This is a genomic window from Pseudomonas sp. SR18 (assembly GCF_023701505.1).
Lineage (GTDB): Bacteria > Pseudomonadota > Gammaproteobacteria > Pseudomonadales > Pseudomonadaceae > Aquipseudomonas > Aquipseudomonas cyclaminis.
The window spans coordinates 793,398-817,580 of sequence record NZ_JAMQAU010000001.1 but is presented as its reverse complement, the minus strand read 5'-3'; the positions used below and the strand labels follow the sequence as shown (position 1 = coordinate 817,580).

Annotated in this window: 24 protein-coding genes and 1 pseudogene; 3 read left to right on the top strand and 22 right to left on the bottom strand. The window is 61.6% G+C overall.

Annotation, left to right across the window (positions count from 1 at the left end; genetic code table 11):
• Window positions 1–184: 184 nt before the first annotated feature.
• Together NDJ82_RS03820 and fnr are read right to left on the bottom strand one after the other, a co-directional pair.
• Window positions 185–733: an adenine phosphoribosyltransferase gene (locus tag NDJ82_RS03820; protein ID WP_112196434.1), complete on the bottom strand. Its 549-nt coding sequence runs from the start codon at window positions 731–733 to the stop codon at window positions 185–187.
• A gap of 79 nt (window positions 734–812) precedes the next feature.
• On the bottom strand, window positions 813–1,547 hold the full coding sequence (gene fnr, locus NDJ82_RS03815) for a fumarate/nitrate reduction transcriptional regulator Fnr (RefSeq protein ID WP_099582671.1): 735 nt from the start codon (window positions 1,545–1,547) through the stop codon (window positions 813–815).
• A 151-nt stretch (window positions 1,548–1,698) separates the two neighbouring features.
• On the opposite strand from fnr, the gene NDJ82_RS03810 reads away from it, so the two are divergent.
• Window positions 1,699–2,166, top strand: coding sequence for a hypothetical protein (locus tag NDJ82_RS03810; protein ID WP_099582670.1), 468 nt, complete (start codon window positions 1,699–1,701; stop codon window positions 2,164–2,166).
• On the opposite strand, the gene hemN is transcribed toward NDJ82_RS03810, so the two are convergent.
• The 16 genes from hemN to ccoN (NDJ82_RS03730) all read right to left on the bottom strand — a co-directional run bounded on the left by hemN (window position 2,167) and on the right by ccoN (NDJ82_RS03730) (window position 16,930).
• Window positions 2,167–3,549, bottom strand: coding sequence for an oxygen-independent coproporphyrinogen III oxidase (hemN, locus tag NDJ82_RS03805; protein ID WP_112196432.1), 1,383 nt, complete (start codon window positions 3,547–3,549; stop codon window positions 2,167–2,169).
• A 102-nt stretch (window positions 3,550–3,651) separates the two neighbouring features.
• The gene (locus tag NDJ82_RS03800) at window positions 3,652–4,335 is read right to left on the bottom strand and encodes a sulfite exporter TauE/SafE family protein (RefSeq protein WP_099582668.1); all 684 of its coding nucleotides are present in this window, start codon (window positions 4,333–4,335) and stop codon (window positions 3,652–3,654) included.
• Complete coding sequence (gene ccoS / locus NDJ82_RS03795; RefSeq protein WP_099582667.1) at window positions 4,328–4,540, bottom strand: cbb3-type cytochrome oxidase assembly protein CcoS; 213 nt, start codon at window positions 4,538–4,540, stop codon at window positions 4,328–4,330. Before ccoS ends, NDJ82_RS03800 begins: the two co-directional genes overlap by 8 nt.
• A 22-nt stretch (window positions 4,541–4,562) precedes the next feature.
• Window positions 4,563–7,013 (bottom strand): heavy metal translocating P-type ATPase, encoded by a 2,451-nt coding sequence (locus NDJ82_RS03790; protein WP_250924954.1) that lies wholly within the window; start codon window positions 7,011–7,013, stop codon window positions 4,563–4,565.
• Window positions 7,014–7,162: 149 nt separating this feature from the next.
• Window positions 7,163–7,702, bottom strand: a complete 540-nt coding sequence (locus NDJ82_RS03785) for a FixH family protein (protein WP_099582665.1) — start codon at window positions 7,700–7,702, stop codon at window positions 7,163–7,165.
• A gap of 15 nt (window positions 7,703–7,717) precedes the next feature.
• On the bottom strand, window positions 7,718–9,133 hold the full coding sequence (gene ccoG, locus NDJ82_RS03780) for a cytochrome c oxidase accessory protein CcoG (RefSeq protein WP_191947663.1): 1,416 nt from the start codon (window positions 9,131–9,133) through the stop codon (window positions 7,718–7,720).
• Between the two features lie 207 nt (window positions 9,134–9,340).
• Window positions 9,341–9,751 carry a type II toxin-antitoxin system VapC family toxin gene (locus NDJ82_RS03775; RefSeq protein ID WP_099582663.1) on the bottom strand — a complete coding sequence of 137 codons (411 nt, stop codon included), beginning with the start codon at window positions 9,749–9,751 and terminating at the stop codon, window positions 9,341–9,343.
• Window positions 9,751–10,005 (bottom strand): type II toxin-antitoxin system Phd/YefM family antitoxin, encoded by a 255-nt coding sequence (locus NDJ82_RS03770; RefSeq protein ID WP_099582662.1) that lies wholly within the window; start codon window positions 10,003–10,005, stop codon window positions 9,751–9,753. The genes NDJ82_RS03775 and NDJ82_RS03770 overlap by 1 nt, the downstream gene beginning before the upstream one ends.
• A 163-nt stretch (window positions 10,006–10,168) precedes the next feature.
• A complete protein-coding gene (gene ccoP, locus NDJ82_RS03765; RefSeq protein WP_099582661.1) occupies window positions 10,169–11,146 on the bottom strand; it encodes a cytochrome-c oxidase, cbb3-type subunit III in 978 nt (325 codons plus the stop codon).
• Entirely contained in the window at window positions 11,143–11,328 is a 186-nt protein-coding gene (locus NDJ82_RS03760; protein ID WP_003175465.1) for a CcoQ/FixQ family Cbb3-type cytochrome c oxidase assembly chaperone, read from the bottom strand. The genes ccoP (NDJ82_RS03765) and NDJ82_RS03760 overlap by 4 nt, the downstream gene beginning before the upstream one ends.
• A gap of 5 nt (window positions 11,329–11,333) precedes the next feature.
• Window positions 11,334–11,942, bottom strand: coding sequence for a cytochrome-c oxidase, cbb3-type subunit II (gene ccoO, locus NDJ82_RS03755; protein ID WP_003193167.1), 609 nt, complete (start codon window positions 11,940–11,942; stop codon window positions 11,334–11,336).
• Entirely contained in the window at window positions 11,942–13,384 is a 1,443-nt protein-coding gene (gene ccoN / locus NDJ82_RS03750; RefSeq protein ID WP_112196428.1) for a cytochrome-c oxidase, cbb3-type subunit I, read from the bottom strand. The genes ccoO (NDJ82_RS03755) and ccoN (NDJ82_RS03750) overlap by 1 nt, the downstream gene beginning before the upstream one ends.
• Before the next feature lie 354 nt (window positions 13,385–13,738).
• On the bottom strand, window positions 13,739–14,686 hold the full coding sequence (gene ccoP / locus NDJ82_RS03745) for a cytochrome-c oxidase, cbb3-type subunit III (protein WP_099582659.1): 948 nt from the start codon (window positions 14,684–14,686) through the stop codon (window positions 13,739–13,741).
• Window positions 14,683–14,883, bottom strand: a complete 201-nt coding sequence (locus NDJ82_RS03740; RefSeq protein WP_099582658.1) for a cbb3-type cytochrome oxidase subunit 3 — start codon at window positions 14,881–14,883, stop codon at window positions 14,683–14,685. The genes ccoP (NDJ82_RS03745) and NDJ82_RS03740 overlap by 4 nt, the downstream gene beginning before the upstream one ends.
• Window positions 14,884–14,886: 3 nt before the next feature.
• Window positions 14,887–15,495 carry a cytochrome-c oxidase, cbb3-type subunit II gene (ccoO, locus tag NDJ82_RS03735; RefSeq protein WP_099582657.1) on the bottom strand — a complete coding sequence of 203 codons (609 nt, stop codon included), beginning with the start codon at window positions 15,493–15,495 and terminating at the stop codon, window positions 14,887–14,889.
• Between the two features lie 10 nt (window positions 15,496–15,505).
• Window positions 15,506–16,930, bottom strand: a complete 1,425-nt coding sequence (ccoN, locus tag NDJ82_RS03730) for a cytochrome-c oxidase, cbb3-type subunit I (RefSeq protein ID WP_099582656.1) — start codon at window positions 16,928–16,930, stop codon at window positions 15,506–15,508.
• Between the two features lie 79 nt (window positions 16,931–17,009).
• Here ccoN (NDJ82_RS03730) and NDJ82_RS03725 point away from each other — a divergent pair, with 79 nt between their 5' ends.
• Complete coding sequence (locus NDJ82_RS03725) at window positions 17,010–17,702, top strand: alpha/beta family hydrolase (RefSeq protein ID WP_250924953.1); 693 nt, start codon at window positions 17,010–17,012, stop codon at window positions 17,700–17,702.
• A gap of 95 nt (window positions 17,703–17,797) precedes the next feature.
• Here the strand turns inward: NDJ82_RS03725 and NDJ82_RS03720 are convergent, their stop codons facing one another.
• From NDJ82_RS03720 to NDJ82_RS27580, 4 genes and pseudogenes are all read right to left on the bottom strand, one after another.
• On the bottom strand, window positions 17,798–19,363 hold the full coding sequence (locus NDJ82_RS03720) for a methyl-accepting chemotaxis protein (protein ID WP_112196426.1): 1,566 nt from the start codon (window positions 19,361–19,363) through the stop codon (window positions 17,798–17,800).
• A 103-nt stretch (window positions 19,364–19,466) separates the two neighbouring features.
• Window positions 19,467–20,363 carry a DMT family transporter gene (locus NDJ82_RS03715; RefSeq protein WP_250924952.1) on the bottom strand — a complete coding sequence of 299 codons (897 nt, stop codon included), beginning with the start codon at window positions 20,361–20,363 and terminating at the stop codon, window positions 19,467–19,469.
• 52 nt (window positions 20,364–20,415) lie between these two features.
• Window positions 20,416–21,192 (bottom strand): methyl-accepting chemotaxis protein, encoded by a 777-nt coding sequence (locus tag NDJ82_RS27585; protein WP_371926531.1) that lies wholly within the window; start codon window positions 21,190–21,192, stop codon window positions 20,416–20,418.
• 81 nt (window positions 21,193–21,273) lie between these two features.
• Window positions 21,274–22,026: pseudogene (locus NDJ82_RS27580) on the bottom strand (MCP four helix bundle domain-containing protein); the annotation flags it as partial.
• A 403-nt stretch (window positions 22,027–22,429) separates the two neighbouring features.
• Here NDJ82_RS27580 and aceK point away from each other — a divergent pair.
• Complete coding sequence (aceK, locus tag NDJ82_RS03705; protein WP_250924950.1) at window positions 22,430–24,142, top strand: bifunctional isocitrate dehydrogenase kinase/phosphatase; 1,713 nt, start codon at window positions 22,430–22,432, stop codon at window positions 24,140–24,142.
• Window positions 24,143–24,183: the final 41 nt, after the last annotated feature.

Genomic DNA, 24,183 nt, shown 5'->3' with positions numbered 1-24,183 from the left:
GCGCAGCAGCCCCAAAACCAGGCAACTTGGTTTTTCTGAAAAAACGCGGTGGCTTTGATGGGGCTGCTTCGCAGCCCAGCGCGGGACAAGCCCGCTCACCACAACAGCCCAGTTGCCATAGATTCAGCATCCACAGGAAGTTGTGTAGACACCTATGCCCCGATGGGGCCGGCCCCGACAACCACTACCTTTCAGTCAACGCAAACTGCGTCAGGCAAAACGTCGGAATCCCCATATCTTCCAACCGCTGCGAGCCACCCAGCTCCGGCAAATCAATAATCGCTGCCGCTTCAAAAATCTTCGCGCCCATGCGCCGCACCAGGTTCGCCGCGGCAATCAGGGTTCCGCCCGTGGCGATCAGGTCATCGAACATCAACACCGAGTCGCCTTCGCACAGGCTGTCGGCGTGCACTTCCAGGAAGGCTTCGCCATATTCGGTCTGGTAACCCTCGGCCAGCACGTCCGCCGGCAGCTTGCCTTGCTTGCGGAACAGGATGAGCGGTTTGTTCAGTTGATAGGCAATGATCGAGCCGATCAGGAAGCCGCGGGCATCCATCGCGCCGATGTGGGTGAAGTCGGCTTCGACATAGCGATGGGCAAAGGTGTCGGCCACCAGGCGCAGGGCCTTGGGCGATTGGAACAGCGGCGTGATGTCACGGAAGATCACCCCAGGCTTGGGGAAGTCGATGACGGGGCGGATCAGGGATTTGATGTCGAACGAATCGAAGGTCATCGTCGAAGAGTCCTGGGAGGAAAACGGACTCGAAGTATACCTGCGGCCTTGCCAAATGGCCCGGCCGCAAGTGTCTGTATCAGCCCTCTAGAGAACCACCCGCCAGCGCGCACAGCTGGATCGGGTCGAGGATGTGCACTTCCTTGCCTTCGGCGGCAATCAACTCGTTCTGCTGGAAACGGGTGAACACGCGGGACACGGTTTCCACCGCCAGGCCCAGGTAGTTGCCGATTTCATTGCGCGACATGCTCAGGCGGAACTGGTTGGCCGAGAAACCACGGGCCCGGAATCGCGCCGAGAGGTTGACCAGGAATGTCGCGATGCGCTCGTCGGCGGTTTTCTTCGAAAGCAGCAGCATCATCTGCTGATCGTCACGGATTTCGCGGCTCATCACGCGCATCAGCTGACGGCGCAGTTGAGGCAACTGTATGGCCAGTTCGTCCAGGCGTTCGAAGGGGATTTCGCACACCGACGTGGTCTCCAGCGCCTGGGCCGACACGGGATGCATCTCGGTGTCCATGCCCGACAAACCCACCAGTTCGCTCGGCAGGTGGAAGCCGGTGATCTGCTCTTCGCCGTTGTCGCTCAGGCTGAAGGTCTTCAGCGCGCCCGAACGTACTGCATAGACGGAGTCGAACCTGTCGCCCTGGCGAAACAGAAACTCGCCTTTTTTCAGCGGGCGCCCGCGTTTAACGATGTCGTCCAGCGCATCCATGTCTTCCAGATTCAGCGAAAGTGGCAGGCAGAGGGGGGCCAGGCTGCAATCCTTGCAGTGAGCCTGGCTGTGAGCGCGCAGTTTGACTGGCTCGGACATTTCTTAAATCCTTGTGGGAAAACACACATAAGACGTAAGGGTAACGCACTGGGGTGCGGTCAGGCCAGCCTGTACAAAAAACCGGCAGCGGTATAAAGCTTTTTGTACCGATGCCGATACAAGGGCATTCCCATACGCCGGAGCTCGTACGATGTCTGTCATCGCCGCCTACAATCCTGCCATACGAGTTCCTACAGTGTCGGGCGCGAAGTCAGCGGCCGAAACCGCCGTAAAAGATCAGGCTGCTGCACCCGCTGCCGAAACCAACGTGCTGGAAGGCGTGAAGGTGACGATTTCCGGCGCGGCGTTCAAGGCGGTGGCGGTGGCGAGTAAAGCCAACTCCGATATTGATGGCAGTGGCCTGGACGACAGCGTTAAACAGATCCTCAAAATGATCCGCAAGCTCAAGCAACAGATCGCCGAGAAAATGGCTGAGCTTCAGGCGGTCGCGAATGACAATAGCCTGACGCCGGAGCAGGCCCGGGTTAAGACCAACAACATCCAGGGCGCTATCAGTTCGCTGCAGGCCGGGTTGATGACCTCCCAGGGCTCCCTGCTCAAGGCGATGAAAAGCATGAGCGCTGATGGAGCCCTCAAGGCCGCTTCGTTGTCGATGTAACTAGATCACCCGTGAAAATCGTTGCCTGTTCTGGTGCTCCAGGTAGGCATCGAACACCATGCACACCGAGCGCACCAGCAAGCGGCCGGCGGGCAGCACCCGAATGCCCTGGGCGTCGAGCTCGATCAGGCCGTCCTCGGCCATGGCCTCAAGTTGCGGCCAGATCTCGTCGAAGTACCCACGAAAATCAATGTTGAAGGCCTGTTCGACCGGTTCGAATGCCAGACTGAACGTGCAGATCAACTGCTGAATCACCTCCCGCCTCAGCCGATCATCCGTGGTGCAGACCAAGCCTCGGCTGGTGGCCAACTGCGCGCCGGCCAAGGTGTTCTGGTAGCCGTTGAGGTCACTGCTGTTCTGGCAATACAGGTCGCCGATCTGGCTGATCGCCGACACACCGAGGCCGATCAGGTCGCAATGGCCGTGGGTGGTGTAGCCCTGGAAGTTGCGTTGCAGGGTACCTTCCTCCTGGGCGATGGCCAGTTCGTCATCCGGCAGCGCGAAGTGGTCCATGCCGATGTAGCGATAGCCGGCCTGGGTCAATTGCTCGATGGTGGTTTGCAGCATCAGCAACTTTTCCGCCGGCGCCGGCAGCTCGTCGCTGTTGATGCGCCGCTGGGGCATGAAGCGCTCCGGCAGGTGCGCGTAGTTGAACACCGACAGGCGGTCCGGTTGCAGTTTGATCACCTCTTCCACGGTGCGCGCGAAGTTGATCGGCGTCTGCTTGGGCAGGCCGTAGATCAGGTCGATATTGATCGAGCGAAACTGCAGGGTGCGCGCCGCATCAATCACCGCGCGGGTCTCTTCCAGGCTTTGCAGGCGATTGACCGCCCGCTGTACCTCGGGGTCGAGGTCTTGCAGGCCGATACTGACGCGGTTGAAGCCCAGCTCACGCAGCAGGCCCATGGTGGCCCAGTCGGCTTCGCGTGGGTCGATCTCGATGCCGTAGTCGCCGGAATCATCATCGAGCAAATGGAAATGCTGGCGCAGGCGGCCCATGACCTGGCGCAGTTCGTCGTGGCTGAGAAACGTCGGGGTGCCGCCGCCGAAATGCAGCTGTTCCACCGGCTGTTTCGGGTCAAGATGGCAGGCCACCAATTGGATTTCCTGCTCCAGGCGTTGCAGGTACGCCTGGGCGCGGCCACGGTCCTTGGTGATCACCTTGTTGCAGGCGCAGTAGTAGCAAATGTTGGCGCAGAACGGCACATGCACATACAGCGACAAGGGGCGCACGGCCTTGCGACTGTCGCGCAGGGCGTGGAGCAGGTCGAAGGTGCCGACCTGGCTATCGAATTGTACGGCGGTGGGGTAGGACGTATAGCGTGGTCCCGCCAGGTCGTAGCGATGAATCAGATCGGTGTCCCAACGAATGGCGTCGAGCATGCGGGCGTCCCCCGGATAGGCTAATGGGCCGAGTCTAGGGGCGGGGTGGGGATGGCATCTTGATTTGCATCAACGGGGAGCGGCGCTATGCCACATGGCGATTCAATGGCCCATCAACCAGTGCTGGTGCGGTCCTGGCAAGGTCCAGATCCCGAACACGATGACCAGCAAGCCACCGGCCATGCGCACGCTGCGTTTGCGCAATAACGCGGTAACGCGCTCGGCTGCCAGCCCGGTCGCCAGCAGCACCGGCCAGGTGCCCAGCCCGAACGCGAGCATCAGCAGTGCACTGTCCAGCGCATTGCCCTGGCTCGCGGCCCACAGCAGGGTGCTGTAGACCAATCCGCACGGCAACCAGCCCCAGAGCGCGCCCAGCAGCAAAGCGCGGGGCAGGCTCGACACCGGCAGCAAGCGCGTGGCAACCGGCTGGATATGCCGCCACAGGCCGCGTCCGAGGCTTTCAATGCGGGTAAGGCCGCTCCACCAACCCGCCAGGTACAGGCCCATGCAGATCAGCAGTAAGCCGGCGAGCACGCGCATGAACATCGCCGCCGGGCTATTGGCCACGGCCCAGCCGGCCAGGCCGACCAACAGCCCGGCCGTGGCGTAACTGAGGATGCGCCCTAGGTTGTACGCCAGCAGCAGGCGAAACCGGCGGCTGCGTTGTTCCTTGGGAATCGCCAGGGTCAGCGCGCCCATCAGCCCGCCGCACATGCCCAGGCAATGGCCGCCGCCCAGCAGGCCGAGGATCAGCGCGGAGACCAGCAGCGGCGCCAATTCAAGCATGAGGCGGGTCTTTGGGCGGTTGATCCGGGCCGTTGGCTTCGTCGATGGCGGCCAGGTGGTTCGGGTCCTGGTCGTCGAACAGCACGCTGTGGGCCGGGCCGTCGAGGTCGTCATACTGGCCGCTGTCCACGGCCCAGAAGAAGATGTAGATGGCGATGGCCACTATCAGCAGCGCCGCCGGAATCATCACGTATAAAGCTGGCATCTGCACTCCAGGCCCGCGCGGCTCATACGGGCAGCGGGCGGGTGATTGAGGGCGCGCTGACGGCCTGCGCGCTCGGCAGGCGAGTCAGGCGCAGGGCGTTGAGCACCACGGTCAACGAACTGATGGACATGCCGACCGCCGCCCAGATTGGCGTGATCCAGCCCAAGGCAGCAAACGGCAACATCAGGCCATTGTATAGTCCTGCCCACAGCAGATTTTCAATAATCACCCGTCGAGTGCGCCGCGCCAGGCTGAAGGCCTGCACCAGGGCGTCGAGGCGATTGGAGAGCAGCACCGCATCGGCGCTGGTCTTGGCCAGGTCGGTGGCCGAGCCCATGGCCACGCTGATATCGGCGGCGGCGAGCACGGGGACGTCGTTGACCCCATCGCCGAGCATCAGCACCTTGCGGCCTTCCTTGTGCAACTGTTGCAGCACCTGCAGCTTGTCGTCGGGGCGCAGGCCGCCGTGGGCTTCGTCGATGCCCAACTCAAGGGCGACACTGGCGACCATCGGCGAACTGTCCCCGGACAGCAGCAATGTGCGCCAACCGCGCGCCTTGCACGCGGCGAGCAGCGCCGGGGCGTCGCTGCGCAGGCGGTCATCCAGCACGAACCAGGCGAGGGCGCCGCTGCGGTCGCCGAGCAGCAGCCATTGCCCAGCATCGTCCGGCGAGGCGGGGATCGGGCAGCCACTGAGTGCGCAGACAAACGCCGGCTGGCCGATACGCAGCAGACGCTCGCCCACGCGACCTTCCAGGCCCAGGCCGGGGGTGCTGAGTACTTCGTCAGCGGCCAATGGCGCACGGCCAAAGGCGCGGGCAATCGGGTGTTCGGAGCGGTTTTCCAGGGCGGCGGCGAGGCCCAGGCAATCGTCGCTGCCCAGCTCGCCCAAGGGACGGATGACGCGTAGGGCCAGGCGGCCTTCGGTCAGGGTGCCGGTCTTGTCGAAAATCACCGTGTCGATCTGGTTCAGGCCTTCCAGCACATGCCCACGGGTCAGTAGCAGCCCGAGTTTGTGCAGGGTGCCGGTGGCGGCGGTCAGGGCGGTTGGTGTCGCCAGGGACAACGCACACGGGCAGGTCGCTACCAGCATGGCCAACACGATCCAGAACGCCCGTGATGAGTCCAGCTCCCACCACAGCAGGCCGATCAATGCGGCGGCGATCAGCGAACACAGCAGAAACCATTGCGCGGCGCGGTCGGCGATTTGCGCCAGGCGCGGTTTCTCGGCCTGGGCGCGCTCCAGCAGACGCACGATGGCGGACAGGCGTGTCTCGTGGCCGAGGGCGCGCACTTCGACGGTCAGCGCGCCTTCGACGTTGAGGGTGCCGGCGGTGACGCTGTCGCCGACCCGGCGCGGTTGCGGCAGGTATTCGCCAGTGAGCAGGGACTCATCGATGCTGGACTGGCCGTCGAGGATCACGCCATCCGCTGGCAATACCGCGCCCGGATGCACCAGCACGCAGTCGCCCAGGGCCAGCTCGCTCAACAGGATGCGTTCGCTCTGGCCGTCGCCTTTCAAGCGCAGGCACGAAGCCGGCAGCAGGTTGACCAGTTGGGCAGTGGCCGCCGCTGTGCGCTCGCGGGCGCGCCGCTCCAGGTAGCGACCGGCCAGCAGGAACAGCGCAAACATGCCCACGGCATCGAAATACAGCTCGCCGACCCCCGTGATCGCGGTCCAGATACCCGCCAGGTAAGCCCCGCCAATGGCCAGGGACACCGACACGTCCATGGTCAGGTGGCGCGTGCGCAGGTCACGCATGGCGCCCTTGAAGAACGGCGCACAGCTGTAGAACACGATGGGGGTTGTCAGAAACATCGCCACCCAGCGCAGGATCACATGCAGTTCCGGGCTCAGGTCGATATTGAATTCGGGCCAGGTGGCCATGGTTGCCATCATCGCCTGAAACCACAGCAATCCGGCCACGCCGAGTTGGCGCAAGGCCAGGCGGTTTTCGCTGGCCAGTTGCTCGGCGGCGCGGTCGGCTTGATACGGGTGGGCGGCATAGCCGATATGGCGCAATTCGCTGAGCACCTGGCTCAACGGCAGTTGCCCGTCGGCCCAGCGCACCTGCAAGCGATGGTTGGACAGGTTCAACCGCGCTTCGGCCACGGCGGGCAGGCTGCGCAGGTGTTTTTCGATCAGCCAGCCACAGGCGGCGCAGCTGATGCCTTCCATCAGCAGGGTGGTTTCGGCCAGTTCGCCCTGGCGGTGCACGAAGGGTTTTTGCACATCGGCGCGGTCGTACAGCGCCAGTTCGTCCACCAGTTGCACCGGTAGCGACTCGGGATTGGCCGAAGCTTCGCTGCGGTGCTGGTAGTAGCTTTCCAGGCCGCCGGCCACAATCGCTTCGGCTACGGCCTGGCAGCCCGGACAGCAGAGCTCGCGGCGCTCGCCGAGGATGTCGGCGGTAAACCGGCTGCCGGGCGGGACGGGCAGGGCGCAGTGGTAGCAGGGGGTTGGGCTGGTCATGGTCAGGGATCTTGGTTGGCTGGGAGGGCCTCATCGGGGGCAAGTCGAATCGTCGCACCGCCCCTCCCACCTTTGATCTGTGAATACATTCAAAATGTGGGAGGGGCGGTGCGACGATTCGACTTGCCCCCGATGCGCGAAGCGCGGCTTTATTTTTTCAGGTCTTCGGCGCCCTGCAACGGTTCATCCCCCAACAGCAAGTCCTTGTCGTGGCTGACCTCTTCTTCTTCGAACAGGCGCCAGGTCTTGTCGCCTTCCACGCCGAGCAGTTCCACGAAGCGGCGGCCTTCGACTTTGTCGGTGACTTGGCCGATGTAGCGGCCAGGTTCGCTGTCGCTGCGGGCCAGGTTGATCTTGCGGTCCTTCTCCGGCTGGGTCGGGGAGATCAGGTTCAGTTCCAGGGTGTTCGGGTTGCTGTAGCCGGTGAGGTTCAGTTCGACTTCGCCGGTCAGTTCATCCAGGTGCAGCTTGGCGCGCAGTTGCAGGGTCTGGGCCAGGCGTTCACGGTCGAGGGAGCGGTTGATGCCTTTGCCGGCCTCGTAGTAGTTGTCGTTGACCAGGTTGTCCGGGTTGTTCACCGCGATGGTCACCATGGACAAGGTCAAGGTCACCGAGCAGGCGAGGATGCCGATGATGATCCAGGGCCAGAGGTGCTTGTACCAAGGGCTTGCGGCAGTGGCTAGGGGCATCGTTCCGTTCTCTCTTTATCGGACTTGTGGGCCGATGAATCGGCTCTTGGCTTCAATGTGGACGCTGGCGTCATCGGCATCGGTGAGGATGAACTTCACCTCGTTGGTGCTCGATGGCAGTTGTTCCGGCGCACTCGACAGCTCCACCGGCATGCTGACGATATCGCCGGCCGCCACCTTGATTTCGCGGCGGCCTTGCAGCTTGAGGTCGGGCAGGCCGGCGGCGTCGAGCACGTAGGTGTGGTCTCGCTGGTCCTTGTTCATGATCTTCAGGCTGTAGACGTTTTCGATGCGGCCTTCGGCGTTCTCGCGGTAGAGCACGCGGTCCTTGCTCACGTCGAAGCCCACCAGCGAGCGCATGAAAAACGCAGCCGCCAACAGGCTGATCATCGCCAGCAACACCAAGGCGTAACCGATCAGGCGTGGGCGCAGCTTATGGGTTTTTTGCCCGGACAGGTTGTGTTCGGTGGTGTAGCTGATCAGGCCGCGCGGGTACTCCATCTTGTCCATGATGTTGTCGCAGGCGTCGATGCACGCGGCGCAACCGATGCATTCGATCTGCAGGCCGTCGCGGATGTCGATGCCGGTGGGGCACACTTGCACGCACATTGTGCAGTCGATGCAATCGCCCAGGCCCTGGGCCTTGTAGTCGATCCCTTTTTTACGCGGGCCACGCAGTTCGCCACGGCGTGGGTCGTAGGAGACGATCAGGGTGTCTTTGTCGAACATCACGCTCTGGAAGCGCGCGTACGGACACATGTAGATGCACACCTGTTCGCGCAGCCAGCCGGCGTTGCCATAGGTGGCGAGGGTGAAGAAGCCGACCCAGAAATACGACCAGCCGTCGGCCTGGCCGGTGAAGAAGTCGAACACCAGTTCGCGAATCGGCGAAAAGTAGCCAACGAAGGTCATGCCGGTGGCAAAGCCGATCAGCAGCCACAGGCTGTGCTTGCTGAATTTGCGCAGGAACTTGTTGGCGCCCATCGGCGCCTTATCCAGTTTAATGCGTTGGTTACGGTCGCCTTCGGTGACTTTTTCGCACCACATGAAGATCCACGTCCACACGCTTTGCGGGCAGGTATAACCACACCACACGCGGCCGGCGTACACCGTGATAAAGAACAGGCCAAACGCGGCGACGATCAGAATGCCCGACAGCAGAATGAAGTCCTGGGGCCAGAAGGTCGCACCAAAAATGAAGAACTTGCGCTCCGGCAGGTTCCACCATACGGCCTGGTGACCACCCCAGTTCAGCCACACCGTGCCGAAGTAGAGCAGGAACAACGCAGCGCCGCCGAGCATGCGCAAATTGCGGAACAGGCCGGTGAACGCGCGGGTGTAGATTTTCTCGCGCGGGGCATAGAGATCGACGGTGGTGGTCGAGTGTTTGGCAGGCGGGGTAACGTCATGTACCGGTATTTGGTCGCTCATCATTGCATCCCACGGCGGTGGAGATTTGCCTCGGCCAGTACGTGCCAACCGGGGTCAAATTAGGGGTCTTGCAGTGGCGTAATGATACGCCCCCGATGCGGCGCAAAGGGTGCGACCTTTGGTCGCGTTGGGAGAAATCAATTGATGGTGTACGTGATCTGGATCAATTGACTTGGCAAGTATGGTCGGTTTTTGCGAGTGGGACGGTCATTCGTCCCACGGATTAATCAGCGGGACACCGCTGGATTTGAAATCGCTGACGTTGCGCGTGACCACCGTGAGCCCATGGACCAGGGCGGTCGCAGCGATCAGTGCGTCACTTTCATTGGCGCGGTCGGGTACATGCAGGCGTGCACAACGTAAGGCGACGGCGGCGTCGATTGGCAGGATCCGGGCATCGAACGCGGGCATCACATGCCGCTTGAGCCAGGTGCGCAGTACCTTCCCTTGCGTGGGGTCGCGGCGCTCAATGCGCAGCACTCCGGTTTCCAGTTCCTTCAACGTAATCGCTGAAATAAACAGGTGGGACGCGATGACACTTTTTGCCCAGGCCACGACATTCGCATCCGCCTGGGGTTTACGAAGTTCAGAGATCACGTTGGTGTCGAGTAGATACATCAAGAGAGGTCCACGGGTCGATGAGTGATCACGGCACGTTCGGTTTCGAATTCCATATCGGCCGCTTCCGGCATCACCAGCAGGTCCACGATGTCGGCGTTGAGACCTGTCAATTTCTGGTAGTCCTCAATGCTTAGCAGTACATGGGCAGGTTTGCCGCGATCGGTGATGAAAACCGGCCCTTGCCGGGCCGCTTTTTTGGCACCGCTTGTGTCTTGATTGAATTCGCGGCTGGAAATAGTGGTGATGGTCATGGGGGAACCCCCTTTATCAGATGCAATGTAGGTACGTTACTACTTAGTCAGCAGGGACCACAACCCGGGGTTATCAACGGTCGCCCAGGTCCTGGCCCAGGCTGCAGAAATAACAAAGCCCCGCCAGCGTTCGCCAGGCGGGGCTCGGTTGTGTCCGAGGCCTTTACTGTTCCTCGGCCTTCTTGTCCCCATGGGACAAACTGTAAACATACGCCGCGAGCAGGTGCACCTTGTCATTGCCTTGCAGTTGTTCCTGCGCCGGCATCTGGCCCTGACGGCCGAAACGGATGGTCTGCTGCAGTTGGGCGTAGCTCGAACCGTAGATGAAGGCGCCGGGGTGGGTCAGGTCTGGCGCGCCCATTGCCGGGGTGCCTTTGCCGGCCGGGCCGTGGCAGGCCACGCAGTTGGCGGCAAAGAGTTTTTCGCCGTTGGCCACGTCGGCCTTCACACCTTCCGGCAGCTTGCGACCGTCAAGTTGGGTGACCACGTAGGCGGCCACGTCGCTGACGCCTTCTTCATGAATGACTGGCAACCAGCCCGGCATCACGGCATGGCGGCCCTTCATGATGGTTTCCTTGATGGTGGCCGGCTCGCCACCCCAACGCCAGTCGGCGTCGGTCAGGTTGGGGAAACCGTAGGCGCCCTTGGCGTCGGAACCGTGGCACACCGAGCAGTTGGAGGCGAACAGGCGGCCACCCATCTTCAGGGCTTGCGGGTCCTTGGCGACTTCCTCAATCGGCATCGAGGCGAACTTGGCGAAGATCGGCCCGAACTTGGCGTCCGACCTGGCCATTTCCTTTTCCCATTCGTGCACGCCGGTCCAGCCGGTCTGGCCGTTGGCGAAGGGGGTTTGCTTGTCGTTGTCGAGGTAGTTGTAGCCCGGCAGCAGGCCTTTCCAGTTGCCCAGGCCGGGGTACAGCACGAGGTAGCCGAGGGCGAAGATGATGGTGCCGACGAACAGCATGAACCACCACTTGGGCAGCGGGTTGTCGTACTCCTCGATGCCATCGAACGAGTGGCCGACGGTCTCGTCGGTTTGCTCGGCGCGCTGGCCCTTGCGGGTCGACAGCAGCAGCCAGGTCAGGGCGAAAATGGTACCCAGACTGAGGACTGTGACGTACAGACTCCAGAACGTAGTCATTCTTTGTTACTCCTAGAAGCTTGCTCGACGTGCTTGATGGCTTCGGGATCATCCGCAAAGGGCAGCAAGGTCGCGTCCTCAAACTCCGACTTGCGCTTGGGGCTGAACACCCACAACGCCAGGCCGATAAAGGCCACCATCACCACAACGGTGCCCAGGCCACGAATCATCCCGATATCCATGTAGGTCACCGTTTGCTTTTGATGATGGTGCCAAGGCCTTGCAGGTAGGCCACCAATGCGTCCATTTCGGTCTTGCCCTTCACGGCTGCGGCTGCACCGGCGATGTCTTCGTCGGTGTAGGGCACGCCCAGAGTGCGCAAGACTTCCATCTTCTTCGCGGTGTCCTTGCCGTCGAGCTTGTTTTCCACGAGGAACGGGTACGCCGGCATTTTCGACTCAGGCACCACGTTGCGCGGGTTGTACAAGTGCGCACGCTGCCAGTCGTCGGAGTAACGCCCGCCCACGCGGGCCAGGTCCGGGCCGGTGCGCTTGGAGCCCCACAGGAACGGGTGGTCCCACACGCTTTCACCGGCCACCGAGTAGTGGCCGTAGCGTTCGGTTTCGGCGCGGAACGGGCGGATCATCTGCGAGTGGCAGCCCACGCAGCCGTTGGCGATGTAGACGTCGCGGCCTTCCAGTTCAAGGGCGGTGCGCGGCTTCATGCCTTCGACCGGCTTGTTGGTCACGTCCTGGAAAAACAGCGGAACGATTTGGGTCAGGCCGCCGATACTCACGGCGATGACCATGAAGAAGGCCAGCAGGCCGATGTTCTTCTCGACTACTTCATGCTTCATCAGTGGGCTCCCACAACGGCGATCTGGGCGGCGGCTTCGGCTTGCGCCGGGTCGGAGGCACGCACGGTGCGCCAGACGTTGTAGGCCATGAACAGCATGCCGGTGGCAAAGAACGCACCGCCCAGGGCGCGGACGATGTAGCCCGGATGGCTGGCTTGCAGCGCTTCGACGAAGGAGTAGGTGAGGGTGCCGTCATCGTTGATCGCACGCCACATCAGGCCTTGGGTGATGCCGTTGACCCACATCGAGGCGATGTAGAGCACGGTGCCGATGGTGGCCAGCCAGAAGTGCGTGTTGATCAGCCCGACGCTGTGCATCTGCGCACGGCCAAACAGTTTGGGGATCATGTGGTACAGCGCGCCGATGGAGATCATCGCCACCCAACCGAGGGCGCCGGCGTGTACGTGGCCGATGGTCCAGTCGGTGTAGTGGGACAGCGAGTTGACGGTCTTGATCGCCATCATCGGCCCTTCGAAGGTCGACATGCCGTAGAACGCCAGGGAGACCACGAGGAAACGCAGGATCGGGTCGGTGCGCAATTTATGCCAGGCGCCCGAGAGGGTCATCATGCCGTTGATCATGCCGCCCCAGCTGGGCGCCAGCAGGATGATCGACATCGCCATGCCCAGGGACTGCGCCCAGTCCGGCAGCGCGGTGTAGTGCAAATGGTGCGGACCGGCCCAGATGTACAGGGTGATCAGCGCCCAGAAGTGCACGATGGACAAGCGGTAGGAGTAGATAGGACGTTCGGCCTGTTTCGGCACGAAGTAGTACATCATCCCCAGAAAACCCGTGGTCAGGAAAAAACCTACGGCGTTGTGCCCGTACCACCACTGGATCATCGCATCCGTCGCACCGGCATAGGCCGAGTAGGACTTGAACAGGCTGACCGGCAGCGACGCGTGGTTGACGATGTGCAGCATCGCCGTGACCACGATGAACGCACCGTAGAACCAGTTGCCCACGTAGATGTGCTTGGTCTTGCGCTTGACGATGGTGCCGAAGAACACCGCACCGTAGGTCACCCACACAATCGCCAGCAAAATGGCGATCGGCCATTCCAGCTCGGCGTATTCCTTGGTGGTGGTGTAGCCCAGCGGCAGGCTGACGATGGCGCCGACGATGACTGCTTGCCAACCCCAGAAGGTAAAGGCGGCGAGGCCGTCGGAGATCAGTCGCGTCTGGCAGGTGCGTTGCACGACATAGTAGGAGGTGGCAAACAAGGCACATCCGCCGAAGGCGAAAATCACCAGGTTGGTGTGCAGCGGGCGCAGGCGACCGAAGGTCGTCCATGGCAAGTCGAAATTCAATTCCGGCCAAACCAGTTGCGAGGCGATGAACACCCCGAGCCCCATGCCAAGGATCCCCCAGACCACCGTCATGATGGCGAACTGGCGGACTACCTTATAGTTATAAGCAGTCGGACTGATTGCTGTGCTCATTCTAAGGTTCCACGGTTTAGGTTTTTTTATAGGTAAAATCGGCCGCAAGTATGTAGAAAGCGAGGGGCCATTGCAACGCAATGGCTGACCTGGATCAATGCGTTCAACGCCAGATTCTGCGCCCTTTCCATGTTTGGCGTAAGGACAAAATCAGAAATCGAAAGCTGATCGAGTGGACAGGAAATTTACGGGGTCGCAACGCTAGCCGTTGCGTACGCCGGAATCGGTCCGCTGTGGGTCAAGCGTAGACCCGAATGGCGAGGGGGGAAAGTTGTGCTTTGGAAGGGTGTGACACTCGGTCACACGGCTCGGTCACTGTGGAGAGGGAGCAAGCACCCTCTCCACAGGTAACAGTTATTGAGGTTGGCTTTCTGGCGTTGCGCCATCAGCGTTGTGGGACAGGCTGTACACGTAGGCGGCCAGCAGATGCACCTTGTCATTGCCTTGCAGCACTTCCTGCGCCGGCATCTGGCCTTGACGGCCATGGCGAATGGTCTGTTGCAACTGCGCCAGGCTGGTGCCGTAGATATAGCCGCCTGGCAGCGTCAGGTTCGGCGCCCCCATGACTTCCATGCCGTGGCCTTCCGGCCCGTGGCACGCTACGCAAGTGGTGTTGAACGCGGCTTTGCCCGCATCCAGGTCGGCAGTGCTGTTGGCCGGCAGCGGCAACTTGGCCAAATCGTGGCGGACATAGGCAGCAACGTTCTTCACACCGTCATCACCCAGCATCTCACCCCAGGCCGGCATCGCCGCGTGGCGACCGTTCAGGATGGTGGTCTTGATCGCCTCAGCCGAACCGCCCCAGCGCCAGATGTTGTCCGCCAGGTTGGGGAAGCCGAACGCGCCCTTGGCATCCGAGCCGTGGCACACCGCGCAGTTGGAGGCGAACAGGCGACCGCCCATCTTCAGCGCCTGCGGGTCCTTGGCCACTTCTTCCACGGGCATGGCCGAGAATTTGGCGAAGATCGGCCCGAACCTGGTGTCGGCCTTGGCCATTTCCTTGTCCCATTCCTTGGCCGACGTCCAGCCGTCTTCATAACCCGGCAGCACGCCTTTCCAGTTGCCCAGGCCGGGGTAGAGGACCAGATAGCCGACCGCGAACACCAGAGTGCCGGCGAACAGCATGAACCACCACTGGGGCAGCGGGTTGTCGTATTCCTCGATGCCATCGAAGGCGTGGCCCATGGTCTGGTCCACGCTGCCTTTGGTCTCGCCCTTGCGGGTGCCGATCAACAGCCAAGTCAGGCCGATCAGGCTGCCGAGGGTCAGTACGCAGATCCATGTACTCCAGAATAGGGTCATGGCCGGTTGCTCCTTGTTGCAGGCGCTTCTTGAGCGTCGGATGGAGAAGGTTCATCGGCGAAGGGCAGCAGGCGCGCCTGCTCGAATTCCTCATTGCGCCGGTTGTTGAACACCCACAGCGACAGGCCGATAAAGGCAATGGCGACGACCAGCGTGCCAAGGCCGCGGATGGTGCCCGCATCGAATTCAAATCCCATGGCTCACCTCTTGCTCTTGATGGCAGTGCCGAGCACTTGCAGGTATGAAACCAGCGCGTCCATCTCGGTCTTGCCCTTGAGGCTGGCGACCGCGGCAGTGATGTCGTCGTCGGTGTACGGCACGCCGAGGGTGCGCATCACCTTCAACTTGGTCTCGGTGTGGCTGCTGTCGACCTGGGCCGTGACCAGCCACGGGTAGGCCGGCATTTTCGACTCGGGCACCACGTTGCGCGGGTTGTACAAATGCGCGCGGTGCCAGTCGTCCGAGTAGCGGGCGCCGACGCGTGCCAGGTCCGGACCGGTGCGCTTGGAGCCCCACAGGAACGGGTGATCCCACACGCTCTCGCCCGCCACGGAGTAGTGGCCGTAGCGTTCGGTTTCGGCGCGGAACGGGCGGATCATCTGCGAGTGACACTGCACACAGCCTTCGCGGATGTAGATGTCGCGGCCTTCCAGTTGCAGCGCGGTGTAGGGTTTCATGCCTTCCACCGGCTTGTTGGTCACATCCTGGAAGAACAGCGGGACGATCTGGGTCAGGCCGCCGATGCTCACAGCAAGCACCATGAGCAGCATCAGCAGGCCGACGTTCTTTTCAATCGTTTCGTGTTTCATCACAGACTCCTCAGGCCAACTGCGCAGTGGTAGTGGCTTCGACTGGCTGCGGCGAACGCACGGTGCGCCAGGTGTTGTAAGCCATCAGGAACATGCCGCTGAGGAACACCGCACCGCCCACCAGCCGCACGATGAAGCCTGGGTGACTGGCCACCAGGGTTTCGACGAAGGAGTAGGTCAAGGTGCCGTCTTCGTTGATCGCCCGCCACATCAGGCCCTGGGCAATGCCGTTGACCCACATCGAGGCGATGTAGAGCACGGTGCCGATGGTGGCCAGCCAGAAGTGCGCGTTGATCAGGCCGAGGCTGTACATCTGCTCGCGACCGAAGATTTTCGGGATCATGTGGTACAGCGCGCCGATGGAAATCATCGCCACCCAACCGAGAGCGCCGGCATGTACGTGGCCGATGGTCCAGTCGGTGTAGTGGGAGAGGGCGTTGACGGTCTTGATTGCCATCATCGGGCCTTCGAAGGTCGACATGCCGTAGAACGCCAGGGAGACCACGAGAAAACGCAGGATCGGGTCGCTGCGCAACTTATGCCAGGCGCCCGACAGGGTCATCATGCCGTTGATCATGCCGCCCCAGCTCGGTGCCAGCAGTACCAGCGACATCACCATGCCCAGGGACTGTGCCCAGTCCGGCAGCGCGGTGTAGTGCAAGTGGTGCGGGCCGGCCCAGATGTACAGGGTGATCAGCGCCCAGAAGTGCACGATGGACAAGCGATAGGAATACACCGGACGTTCGGCCTGCTTGGGCACAAAGTAGTACATCATCCCCAAGAAGCCAGCGGTGAGGAAAAAGCCTACCGCGTTGTGCCCATACCACCACTGCACCATGGCATCCGTCGCACCGCCGTAGAGGCTGTAGGACTTGGTCAGGCTGACCGGGATTTCCAGGTTGTTGACGATATGCAGAATCGCCACGGTGATGATGAACGCACCGAAGAACCAGTTGCCGACATAGATATGCTTGGTGTTGCGCTTCATCACCGTGCCGAAGAACACGATGGCGTAGGCCACCCAGACAATGGTGATCAGGATGTCGATCGGCCATTCCAGCTCGGCGTATTCCTTGGAACTGGTGTAGCCCAGCGGCAAGGTGATCGCGGCCAGCAGGATGACCAGTTGCCAGCCCCAGAAGCAGAACGCGGCGATTTTCGGCGCGAACAGTTGAGTCTGGCAGGTGCGTTGCACCGAATAGAACGAGCTGGCAAACAGCGCGCAGCCGCCGAAGGCGAAGATCACCGCGTTGGTGTGCAGTGGGCGCAAACGGCCAAAGCTGGTCCAGGGCAAATCGAAGTTGAGCGCGGGCCAAACCAATTGGGCGGCGAGAAAAACCCCGAGCCCCATGCCGACGATGCCCCACACCACCGTCATAATGGCGAATTGGCGGACCACCTTGTAGTTATAGGCGGTACTTAAAGTAGTGTTCATGGTTCCCCATCCACGGTTCAACCCAAGCAAGTGCGGCACTTGGGCTGGAGTTATAGGCAGACTAAATAGCGAGGCAAGCATGGGCAAAGAGCACAAGGCCAGTATTGACGGGGATCAATGGGCGCAGTGTGTGCGGGAACGCGGCTGGTTGTGGGATGGGGCGAAAGGGTCTATCGCGCGCCCGCCGGTGACGCTGATCCTGGCCCACGGCGCCGGTGCGCCGATGGACTCATCCTTCATGAACGACATGGCTGCACGCCTTGCCGGGCATGGCGTCAACGTGCTGCGCTTCGAGTTTCCCTACATGGCCCAACGCCGGTTGGACGGCGGCAAACGCCCGCCGAACCCGGCACCGAAACTGCTGGAAGCCTGGCGCGAGGTATATGCCGAGGTGCGACGTCATGTCGCTGGGAAACTGGCCGTTGGCGGCAAGTCCATGGGCGGGCGCATGGCCAGTTTGTTGGCCGATGAACTGGGCGCAGAAGGGCTGGTGTGCCTGGGCTATCCGTTCTATGCCGTGGGCAAGCCGGAAAAACCACGGGTCGAACATTTGGCGGGGCTGAAAACGCCGACGCTGATCGTGCAGGGAGAGCGCGATGCGTTGGGCAATCGGGCGGCGGTGGAGGGGTATGTGCTGTCACCGAGCATCGAGGTGATGTGGTTGGTGGCGGGAGATCATGACTTGAAGCCGTTGAAGGCGTCGGGGTTCAGTCATGAGCAGCATCTGGAGTCTGCTGCGGTGCAAGTTGCCGGGTTTCTCGGCGGCTGTTAGGGCCTTATCGGGGGCAAGCCCCCTCCCACATTCGACCGAGTTCCAACGTTGGAATGTGGTCAAAATGTGGGAGGGGGCTTGCCCCCGATAGCGGTCTACCGGTTAAACCGCTCTACCAGCGAATACTGGGTATTGGCCGTATGCGTGAGCTCTTCACTCAACTGCGCCGAATTCAGCGCCTGCTCCGACGTCTGGTCCGCCAACAACGCAATCGTGCTGATATTGCGGCTGATCTCTTCAGCCACCGAGCTTTGCTCTTCAGTCGCTGCTGCAATCTGCGTCGTCATGTCAGTGATGTGCGCCACCGCTTCGCTGATTCCCACCAACGCCTGATCCGCTTCCATCACCCGCGCCACACCTTCTTCAGCCTGGCGATGCCCGGCGTCCATGGTTTGCACGGCCGCGGCGGCGGTTTGTTGCAGCTTGGCGATCAGGGCATGAATCTGCCCGGTCGACTCGGCCGTACGCTGCGCCAGCTGGCGCACTTCGTCGGCCACCACGGCAAACCCTCGGCCCATCTCGCCGGCACGCGCCGCTTCGATGGCGGCGTTCAACGCCAACAGGTTAGTCTGGTCGGCAATGCCTTTGATCACGTCGACAACGCCGCCGATCTCGTCACTGTCCTTGGCCAGTTGGGTGACGGTCACGCCGGTCTCACCCACAGCCACCGACAGGCGCTGAATCGCCTCGCGGGTTTCCCCGGCGATGTCGCGGCCGCGACCGGTCAGGCGATTGGCTTCCTGGGTGGCATCAGCCGTGCGCTGCACATGGCTGGCGACTTCCTGGGTGGTCGCCGCCATCTGGTTGACCGCCGTGGCCACCTGCTCGGTTTCCACACGCTGGCGCTCCAGACCGCTGGAGCTGTTGTGCGCCAGGGTGTTGGACTGCGCCGCCTGGTCGTTCAGATGCTCGGCAGTGTCCTGCAAGCGCGTAAGACAGGTCTTCAGACGTGCTTCCTGGCTGAGGATCGACATCTCCAACCGCGCCTGTGCGCCACGGCTGTCGGTGTACATCTGCGCGATCAACGGGTCGGAGGTGGTCTGCTCGGCCAAGCGCAGCAGGCGCTTGAGGCCGCGCTGTTGCCAGCTCAGCCCCAGCAGGCCCAATGGCACCGACAACCCTGCCGCCAGGGCAAAGCCCCAGTGGGAATTGAGCGACGCACCGATCATGAAACTCAACTGGCTGACCAGGATAAACGGCAGCCAGTCCTGCAACACCGGTAGCCACTTGTCCCGCTGGGGAACGGCCGACTTGCCCTGGTTGATGCGTTGGTAGAGCGCTTCGGCCCGGCGGATCTGCTCGGCGGTGGGCTTGATGCGCACCGATTCGTAGCCGACCACCTGGTTGCCTTCGAAGACCGGCGTCACATAGGCGTTAACCCAGTAATGATCGCCGGTCTTGCAGCGGTTCTTGACGATGCCCATCCATGGCAAGCCTTGTTTGAGCGTGGTCCACATATGCCCGAACACCGCCGCCGGCACATCCGGGTGACGCACCAGGTTGTGCGGCGCGCGCAGCAGTTCTTCACGGGTGAACCCACTGATCTCGACGAAAGCGTCGTTGCAGTAGGTGATCACGCCTTTGGCATCTGTGGTTGAGATCAACCGTTGCTGAGCGGGGAAGGTGCGTTCGCGCTGGGTAACGGGTTGGTTATTACGCATGGTTGTTCAATCCGCAAGGCTTTCAGGGGGTATCGGCCGGAACGGAGGTTTATTTAACTTATTTTTGCAACAATCAGCTGGCCAGCACCCACATGAAACCTGCCTAGCTCGCCCTAGCCAGCTTCCCCGGTCGCAGCACCAGCCACAACGCCCCCGCGATGAGCACCCCGCCATACACATGCGCCATGGACAACGGCTCATCCAACAGCAGCGCGCCCCATAGCACGCCAAACGGCGGAATCAGGAACGTCGTGGTCATCGATCTCACCGGCCCAATGGCGGTAAGCAAGCGGAAATACAACACGTACGCAAACGCCGTACACCCCAATCCCAACCCCAGCAACGACACCCACACCTGCCACCCACCCCAACTCGCAGGCGGATGGCTGATCGCGCTGTAGGCAAACAACGGCAACAGGAGCAACGTCGCGCCGAGCATGCTGCCCAAGGCCGACAGGCGACTGTCCAACCCACCCCGCTGGTCCAGCCAGCGCCGTGCGAGGAAACCGGCAAAGCCATAGCAGGTGGTGGCCAGCAGGCAGGCCACGGCGCCCATCAACAATTCCAGGTCAAACGCCACCGGTCCCGCACGGGTCAGCACACCAACGCCAAGCAGGCCCAGGCTGACCCCGGCGATTTTCGACGGGGTCAGGCGTTCGCTGAAGAACAGCCCGCCGATCAACACGCCCATCAACGGCGTGGTGGCGTTGAAGATCGCCGAGTAACCGGCCGGCAGCACTTGGGCGGCCACTGAATACAGGGTGGCCGGGATGCCGGAGTTGATCACACCCAGTAGCAGGACGGTTTTGAATTTGCCCTGGAAGTCCCACTTCACTCGCATCACCGCCAGCATTACGAGTAAGCCGGCGGCGGCTATGGATACGCGAAAAAATGCGGTCGGGATGGGGCCGATTTCCGGCGCGATGATGCGCATGAACAGAAAGCTCGCGCCCCAGATGGCAGCCAGTCCCAGCAGGTAAAGGGTGTCGACAGGTCTCACGGAATATTCCTAAATCAATCAGGCGGCGAGTGTTGCACGCCGCTTTGACTGATTACAGAACAAACCGCGTCACCAGCCCATTCAGGTCCACGGCCAGGCGCGACAGTTCCTGGCTGGCGGCCGAGGTCTGGGTCGCACCGGCGGCGGTCTGGGTGGACAGGTCGCGGATATTCACCAGGCTGCGGTCCACTTCACGGGCAACCAGCGCTTGCTGCTCGGCGGCGCTGGCGATTACCAGGTTGCGCTGGCTGATTTGTGAAATGGCCGCGGTGATTTTCTCCAGGGCGTTGCCCGCGCTGTTGGCCCGTTGCAGGGTCTGGCCGGCGTGATCGGCGCTGCTGTTCAGCGCTTCGACGGTATTTTGGGTGCCTTGCTGGATACCGCTGATCATTTGCTCGATTTCTTCGGTGGAGTCCTGGGTGCGCTGCGCGAGGGAACGCACCTCATCGGCGACCACCGCAAAACCGCGCCCGGCTTCACCCGCACGCGCGGCTTCAATCGCCGCGTTGAGGGCCAGCAGGTTGGTTTGCCCGGCGATGCCACGGATCACTTCCAGCACCTTGCTGATGTCCTGGGCCTGCACCGCCAGGCCTTCGGCCTTGTTCGAGGCGCCGAGCACTTCGTCCACCAGGTTCTGGATCGAGCTGATGGTTTCGCTGATCTGGTAGTGGCCGTGCTTGCTGTCTTCATCCGAGGCCTGGGACGCTTCGGCGCTGGACACCGCATTGCCCGCCACTTCGTCCACGGCCGCACTCATTTCGGTGACCGCGGTGGCGGCTTGTTCGATTTCATCGTTTTGCGCTTGCAGGCCACGGGTGCTTTGTTCCATCACCGAACTCATTTCTTCGGCGGCCGACGCCAATTGCTGCGCCGACTCGCTGATGCCACGGATGGTGGTCTGCAACTGTGTCTGCATGGTGGCCAGGGCGGTAAGCAATTGGGCCGGTTCGTCATGGCCTTGCACCTTGATCGGCTGGCTCAAGTCGCCGGCGGCGATGGTGCGCGCCACGGTCAGCGCCTGGCTGAGCGGCGCGGTGATGCTGCGGGTCAGCAGCCAGGCCAGCAGCAAGGTGGCGATCAGTGCAATCACAATGATCAGGCCGACCACCCATTGCGCGCTCGAATACATCTGTGCAGCGGAATCGGCGGCGGCTTCGACACCGTTCTGGTTGAAGACGATCAGCTTTTCCAGGCTCTGGCTGAGCAGCGTGCCTTGAGGGGCGAGACGGTTGTTGAGCAGGTCAATGGCGTCTTGCTGCTGATCCTTGTCGATCAAATCAACCATCTGGCTGACGATCGCCAGGTAGCCGGCCACGTCGGTTTTCACCTGCTTGAGCATCTCGCGCTCTTCGTCGTTGGTCAGCAGGGTTTCATGGTGATCCAACAGGGTTTGCAGGTCGCTGCGCTGGCGGGTGATCAGGTTTCTGCTCGTGTCGCGCACCCTTGATTCATCGGTGGTCACCAGGCGCAAGGCCTCCAGGCGGATGCTGGCCACGAAGGCGGCGCTGTCGTGGATATTCTCGATGCTCGGCATCCATGACCGTTCGATGACCAGCGCGCTTTCGCGCAGCTTGGCCATCTGCCCCAGGCAGAACAGCCCGACAATCACCAGCAAGCTGGCCAACACCCCAAAACTCAGACTGGCACGCAGACCGATCCTCATGTTCCTCAATGACATCTCAATGCTCCTTGTGCGATTAGAACCTGCTCCCGGATCGGTCTTTTGACCTTGTTAGGGTGGGAGAGGGCGCGCTATATATCAAAGTGCCACTACCGTGGTAATCGGGGTTTCCCTTAGTTGGATCCAATCCTTGGGGCGGAATCAGTAATGGAATCGGGTCTGCTATTTTTGCTGCCGGGTGCCAAGCCCCGCCGTTAGCGGCTATTGGGCGAACGCAAGGCGACAACACGGTGTTTTTATTGACCGTATGGTCGAATTAAATAAATTGAAAACAAATGTACAAAGTCAGCGAAGGGGTACAACGCCGCGCAAAAATTCACCCTTCTCCTGCTTACGTACACTGGCTAAGCTCAGGGCTTCCCGATGCCCGTTCGAGGTTTCCCGCATGTCGCAACCCACGCCCGCCCTCGCGATTGCCTGCAAGATCCTCGACGGCTTCGACGATTACCGTGAGCACTTTCGCCAGATCACCGATGGCGCCCGCGAGCGGTTCGAGAAGGCCCAATGGCAGCAAGGCCAGGCCGCCTCGGCGGCGCGGATCAACCTCTATGAAGAGAAGGTGTTTGAGGTGATCGCAAGCCTGCACACCCGCTTCGATGACGTGGACTTATTGGATATCGACCTGTGGCCTTTGGTGAAAAGCGCCTACATCAGCCTGATCGACCTGCGTTTCGACGATGAGCTGTCCGAGACCTGGTACAACTCGATCTTTTGCGGCCTGTTCAGCCACGACCTGATCAGCGACGGCTGCATGTTTATCCACACCACCCGGCCAAGCCTGCGCAAGGCGCGGGCCGCGCAGACCCGCACCTACCTGCCCGCCGGCAACATCGGTGAGATGCTCGCGCAGATGTTTGCCGACTACCGTTTCAGCGAACCCTATGCCGACCTGAACGCCGACCTGCAGCGCCTCGAAGCGCAACTGCGGGAAAGCCTGCCCGACTGGGTCTGCAAGGACCCGGACCTCAAGGTCGAGCTGTTTTCCTCGGTGCTCTACCGCAACAAAGGCGCCTATCTGGTAGGGCGCCTTTATACCCGCGACGAACAATGGCCCCTGGTGATCCCGTTGTTGCACCGCGAAGGGCAAGGCATCCAGATCGATGCGCTGATCACCGACGAAGCCGAGGTGTCGATCATCTTTTCGTTTACCCGTTCCTACTTCATGGTCGACGTGCCAGTGCCGGCGGAATTCATCGGTTTTCTCAAGCGCATCCTGCCGGGCAAGCACATCGCCGAGTTGTACACCTCCATCGGTTTCTACAAGCACGGTAAGTCGGAGTTCTACCGTGCGCTGATCAATCACCTGGCCACCACCGACGACCAGTTCATCATGGCCCCCGGCGTGCGCGGCATGGTCATGAGTGTGTTTACCCTGCCGGGCTTCAACACCGTGTTCAAGATCATCAAGGACCGCTTCTCGCCGTCGAAAAACGTCAACCGCGCCACGGTGATCGAGAAATACCGCCTGGTTAAAAGCGTCGACCGCGTCGGGCGCATGGCCGATACCCAGGAGTTCGCCGACTTCCGCTTCCCCTTGAGCAAGTTCGAGCCCGAGTGCCTGGCCGAGTTACTCGAAGTGGCCGCCGGCACGGTCGAAGTGGAAGGCGACACGGTGCTCATTCGCCACTGCTGGACCGAACGGCGCATGACCCCGCTCAATCTCTACCTGGAAAACGCCAACCCGGCCCAGGTGCGCGAAGCCCTGGAAGACTATGGACTGGCGATCAAACAACTGGCGGCGGCGAATATCTTTCCCGGCGACATGCTGCTGAAGAACTTCGGTGTTACCCGTCATGGTCGCGTGGTGTTTTACGACTACGATGAAATCTGCTACCTCACTGAAGCCAACTTCCGGCATATCCCGGCGCCGCGTACGCCCGAAGATGAGATGGCCTCCGAGCCCTGGTACTCCATCGGCCCGCTGGATGTGTTCCCGGAGGAGTTCCCGCCGTTCCTGTTTGCCGATGCCGGCCAGCGCAAGTTGTTTGATGAGCTGCATGGTGAGTTGTACAACGCCGACTATTGGAAGGGACTGCAAGAGGCGATTCGGGAGGGGAAGGTGATTGATGTGTTTCCGTATCGGCGCAAATCAGCTTAAGGGGCTGGATGTTTAGCGGGGCAACATACAAACCGCTGCCC

Excerpts from the sequence above, each read along its gene's own strand:
- ccoO (WP_003193167.1), bottom strand. The coding sequence starts at position 11,942 with ATGAAGCATGAAGTAGTCGAGAAGAACATCGGCCTGCTGGCCTTCTTC.
- NDJ82_RS03785 (WP_099582665.1), bottom strand. The coding sequence starts at position 7,702 with ATGCCCCTAGCCACTGCCGCAAGCCCTTGGTACAAGCACCTCTGGCCC.
- NDJ82_RS03720 (WP_112196426.1), bottom strand. The coding sequence starts at position 19,363 with ATGCGTAATAACCAACCCGTTACCCAGCGCGAACGCACCTTCCCCGCT.
- NDJ82_RS03810 (WP_099582670.1), top strand. The coding sequence starts at position 1,699 with ATGTCTGTCATCGCCGCCTACAATCCTGCCATACGAGTTCCTACAGTG.
- ccoP (WP_099582659.1), bottom strand. The coding sequence starts at position 14,686 with ATGACCCTATTCTGGAGTACATGGATCTGCGTACTGACCCTCGGCAGC.
- fnr (WP_099582671.1), bottom strand. The coding sequence starts at position 1,547 with ATGTCCGAGCCAGTCAAACTGCGCGCTCACAGCCAGGCTCACTGCAAG.
- NDJ82_RS03770 (WP_099582662.1), bottom strand. The coding sequence starts at position 10,005 with ATGACCATCACCACTATTTCCAGCCGCGAATTCAATCAAGACACAAGC.
- aceK (WP_250924950.1), top strand. The coding sequence starts at position 22,430 with ATGTCGCAACCCACGCCCGCCCTCGCGATTGCCTGCAAGATCCTCGAC.
- NDJ82_RS03820 (WP_112196434.1), bottom strand. The coding sequence starts at position 733 with ATGACCTTCGATTCGTTCGACATCAAATCCCTGATCCGCCCCGTCATC.
- ccoG (WP_191947663.1), bottom strand. The coding sequence starts at position 9,133 with ATGAGCGACCAAATACCGGTACATGACGTTACCCCGCCTGCCAAACAC.
- ccoS (WP_099582667.1), bottom strand. The coding sequence starts at position 4,540 with ATGCCAGCTTTATACGTGATGATTCCGGCGGCGCTGCTGATAGTGGCC.
- ccoO (WP_099582657.1), bottom strand. The coding sequence starts at position 15,495 with ATGAAACACGAAACGATTGAAAAGAACGTCGGCCTGCTGATGCTGCTC.
- ccoP (WP_099582661.1), bottom strand. The coding sequence starts at position 11,146 with ATGACTACGTTCTGGAGTCTGTACGTCACAGTCCTCAGTCTGGGTACC.
- NDJ82_RS27585 (WP_371926531.1), bottom strand. The coding sequence starts at position 21,192 with ATGGAACAAAGCACCCGTGGCCTGCAAGCGCAAAACGATGAAATCGAA.
- NDJ82_RS03775 (WP_099582663.1), bottom strand. The coding sequence starts at position 9,751 with ATGTATCTACTCGACACCAACGTGATCTCTGAACTTCGTAAACCCCAG.
- NDJ82_RS03800 (WP_099582668.1), bottom strand. The coding sequence starts at position 4,335 with ATGCTTGAATTGGCGCCGCTGCTGGTCTCCGCGCTGATCCTCGGCCTG.
- NDJ82_RS03760 (WP_003175465.1), bottom strand. The coding sequence starts at position 11,328 with ATGGATATCGGGATGATTCGTGGCCTGGGCACCGTTGTGGTGATGGTG.
- ccoN (WP_099582656.1), bottom strand. The coding sequence starts at position 16,930 with ATGAACACTACTTTAAGTACCGCCTATAACTACAAGGTGGTCCGCCAA.
- NDJ82_RS03725 (WP_250924953.1), top strand. The coding sequence starts at position 17,010 with ATGGGCAAAGAGCACAAGGCCAGTATTGACGGGGATCAATGGGCGCAG.
- NDJ82_RS03740 (WP_099582658.1), bottom strand. The coding sequence starts at position 14,883 with ATGGGATTTGAATTCGATGCGGGCACCATCCGCGGCCTTGGCACGCTG.
- hemN (WP_112196432.1), bottom strand. The coding sequence starts at position 3,549 with ATGCTCGACGCCATTCGTTGGGACACCGATCTGATTCATCGCTACGAC.
- NDJ82_RS03790 (WP_250924954.1), bottom strand. The coding sequence starts at position 7,013 with ATGACCAGCCCAACCCCCTGCTACCACTGCGCCCTGCCCGTCCCGCCC.
- ccoN (WP_112196428.1), bottom strand. The coding sequence starts at position 13,384 with ATGAGCACAGCAATCAGTCCGACTGCTTATAACTATAAGGTAGTCCGC.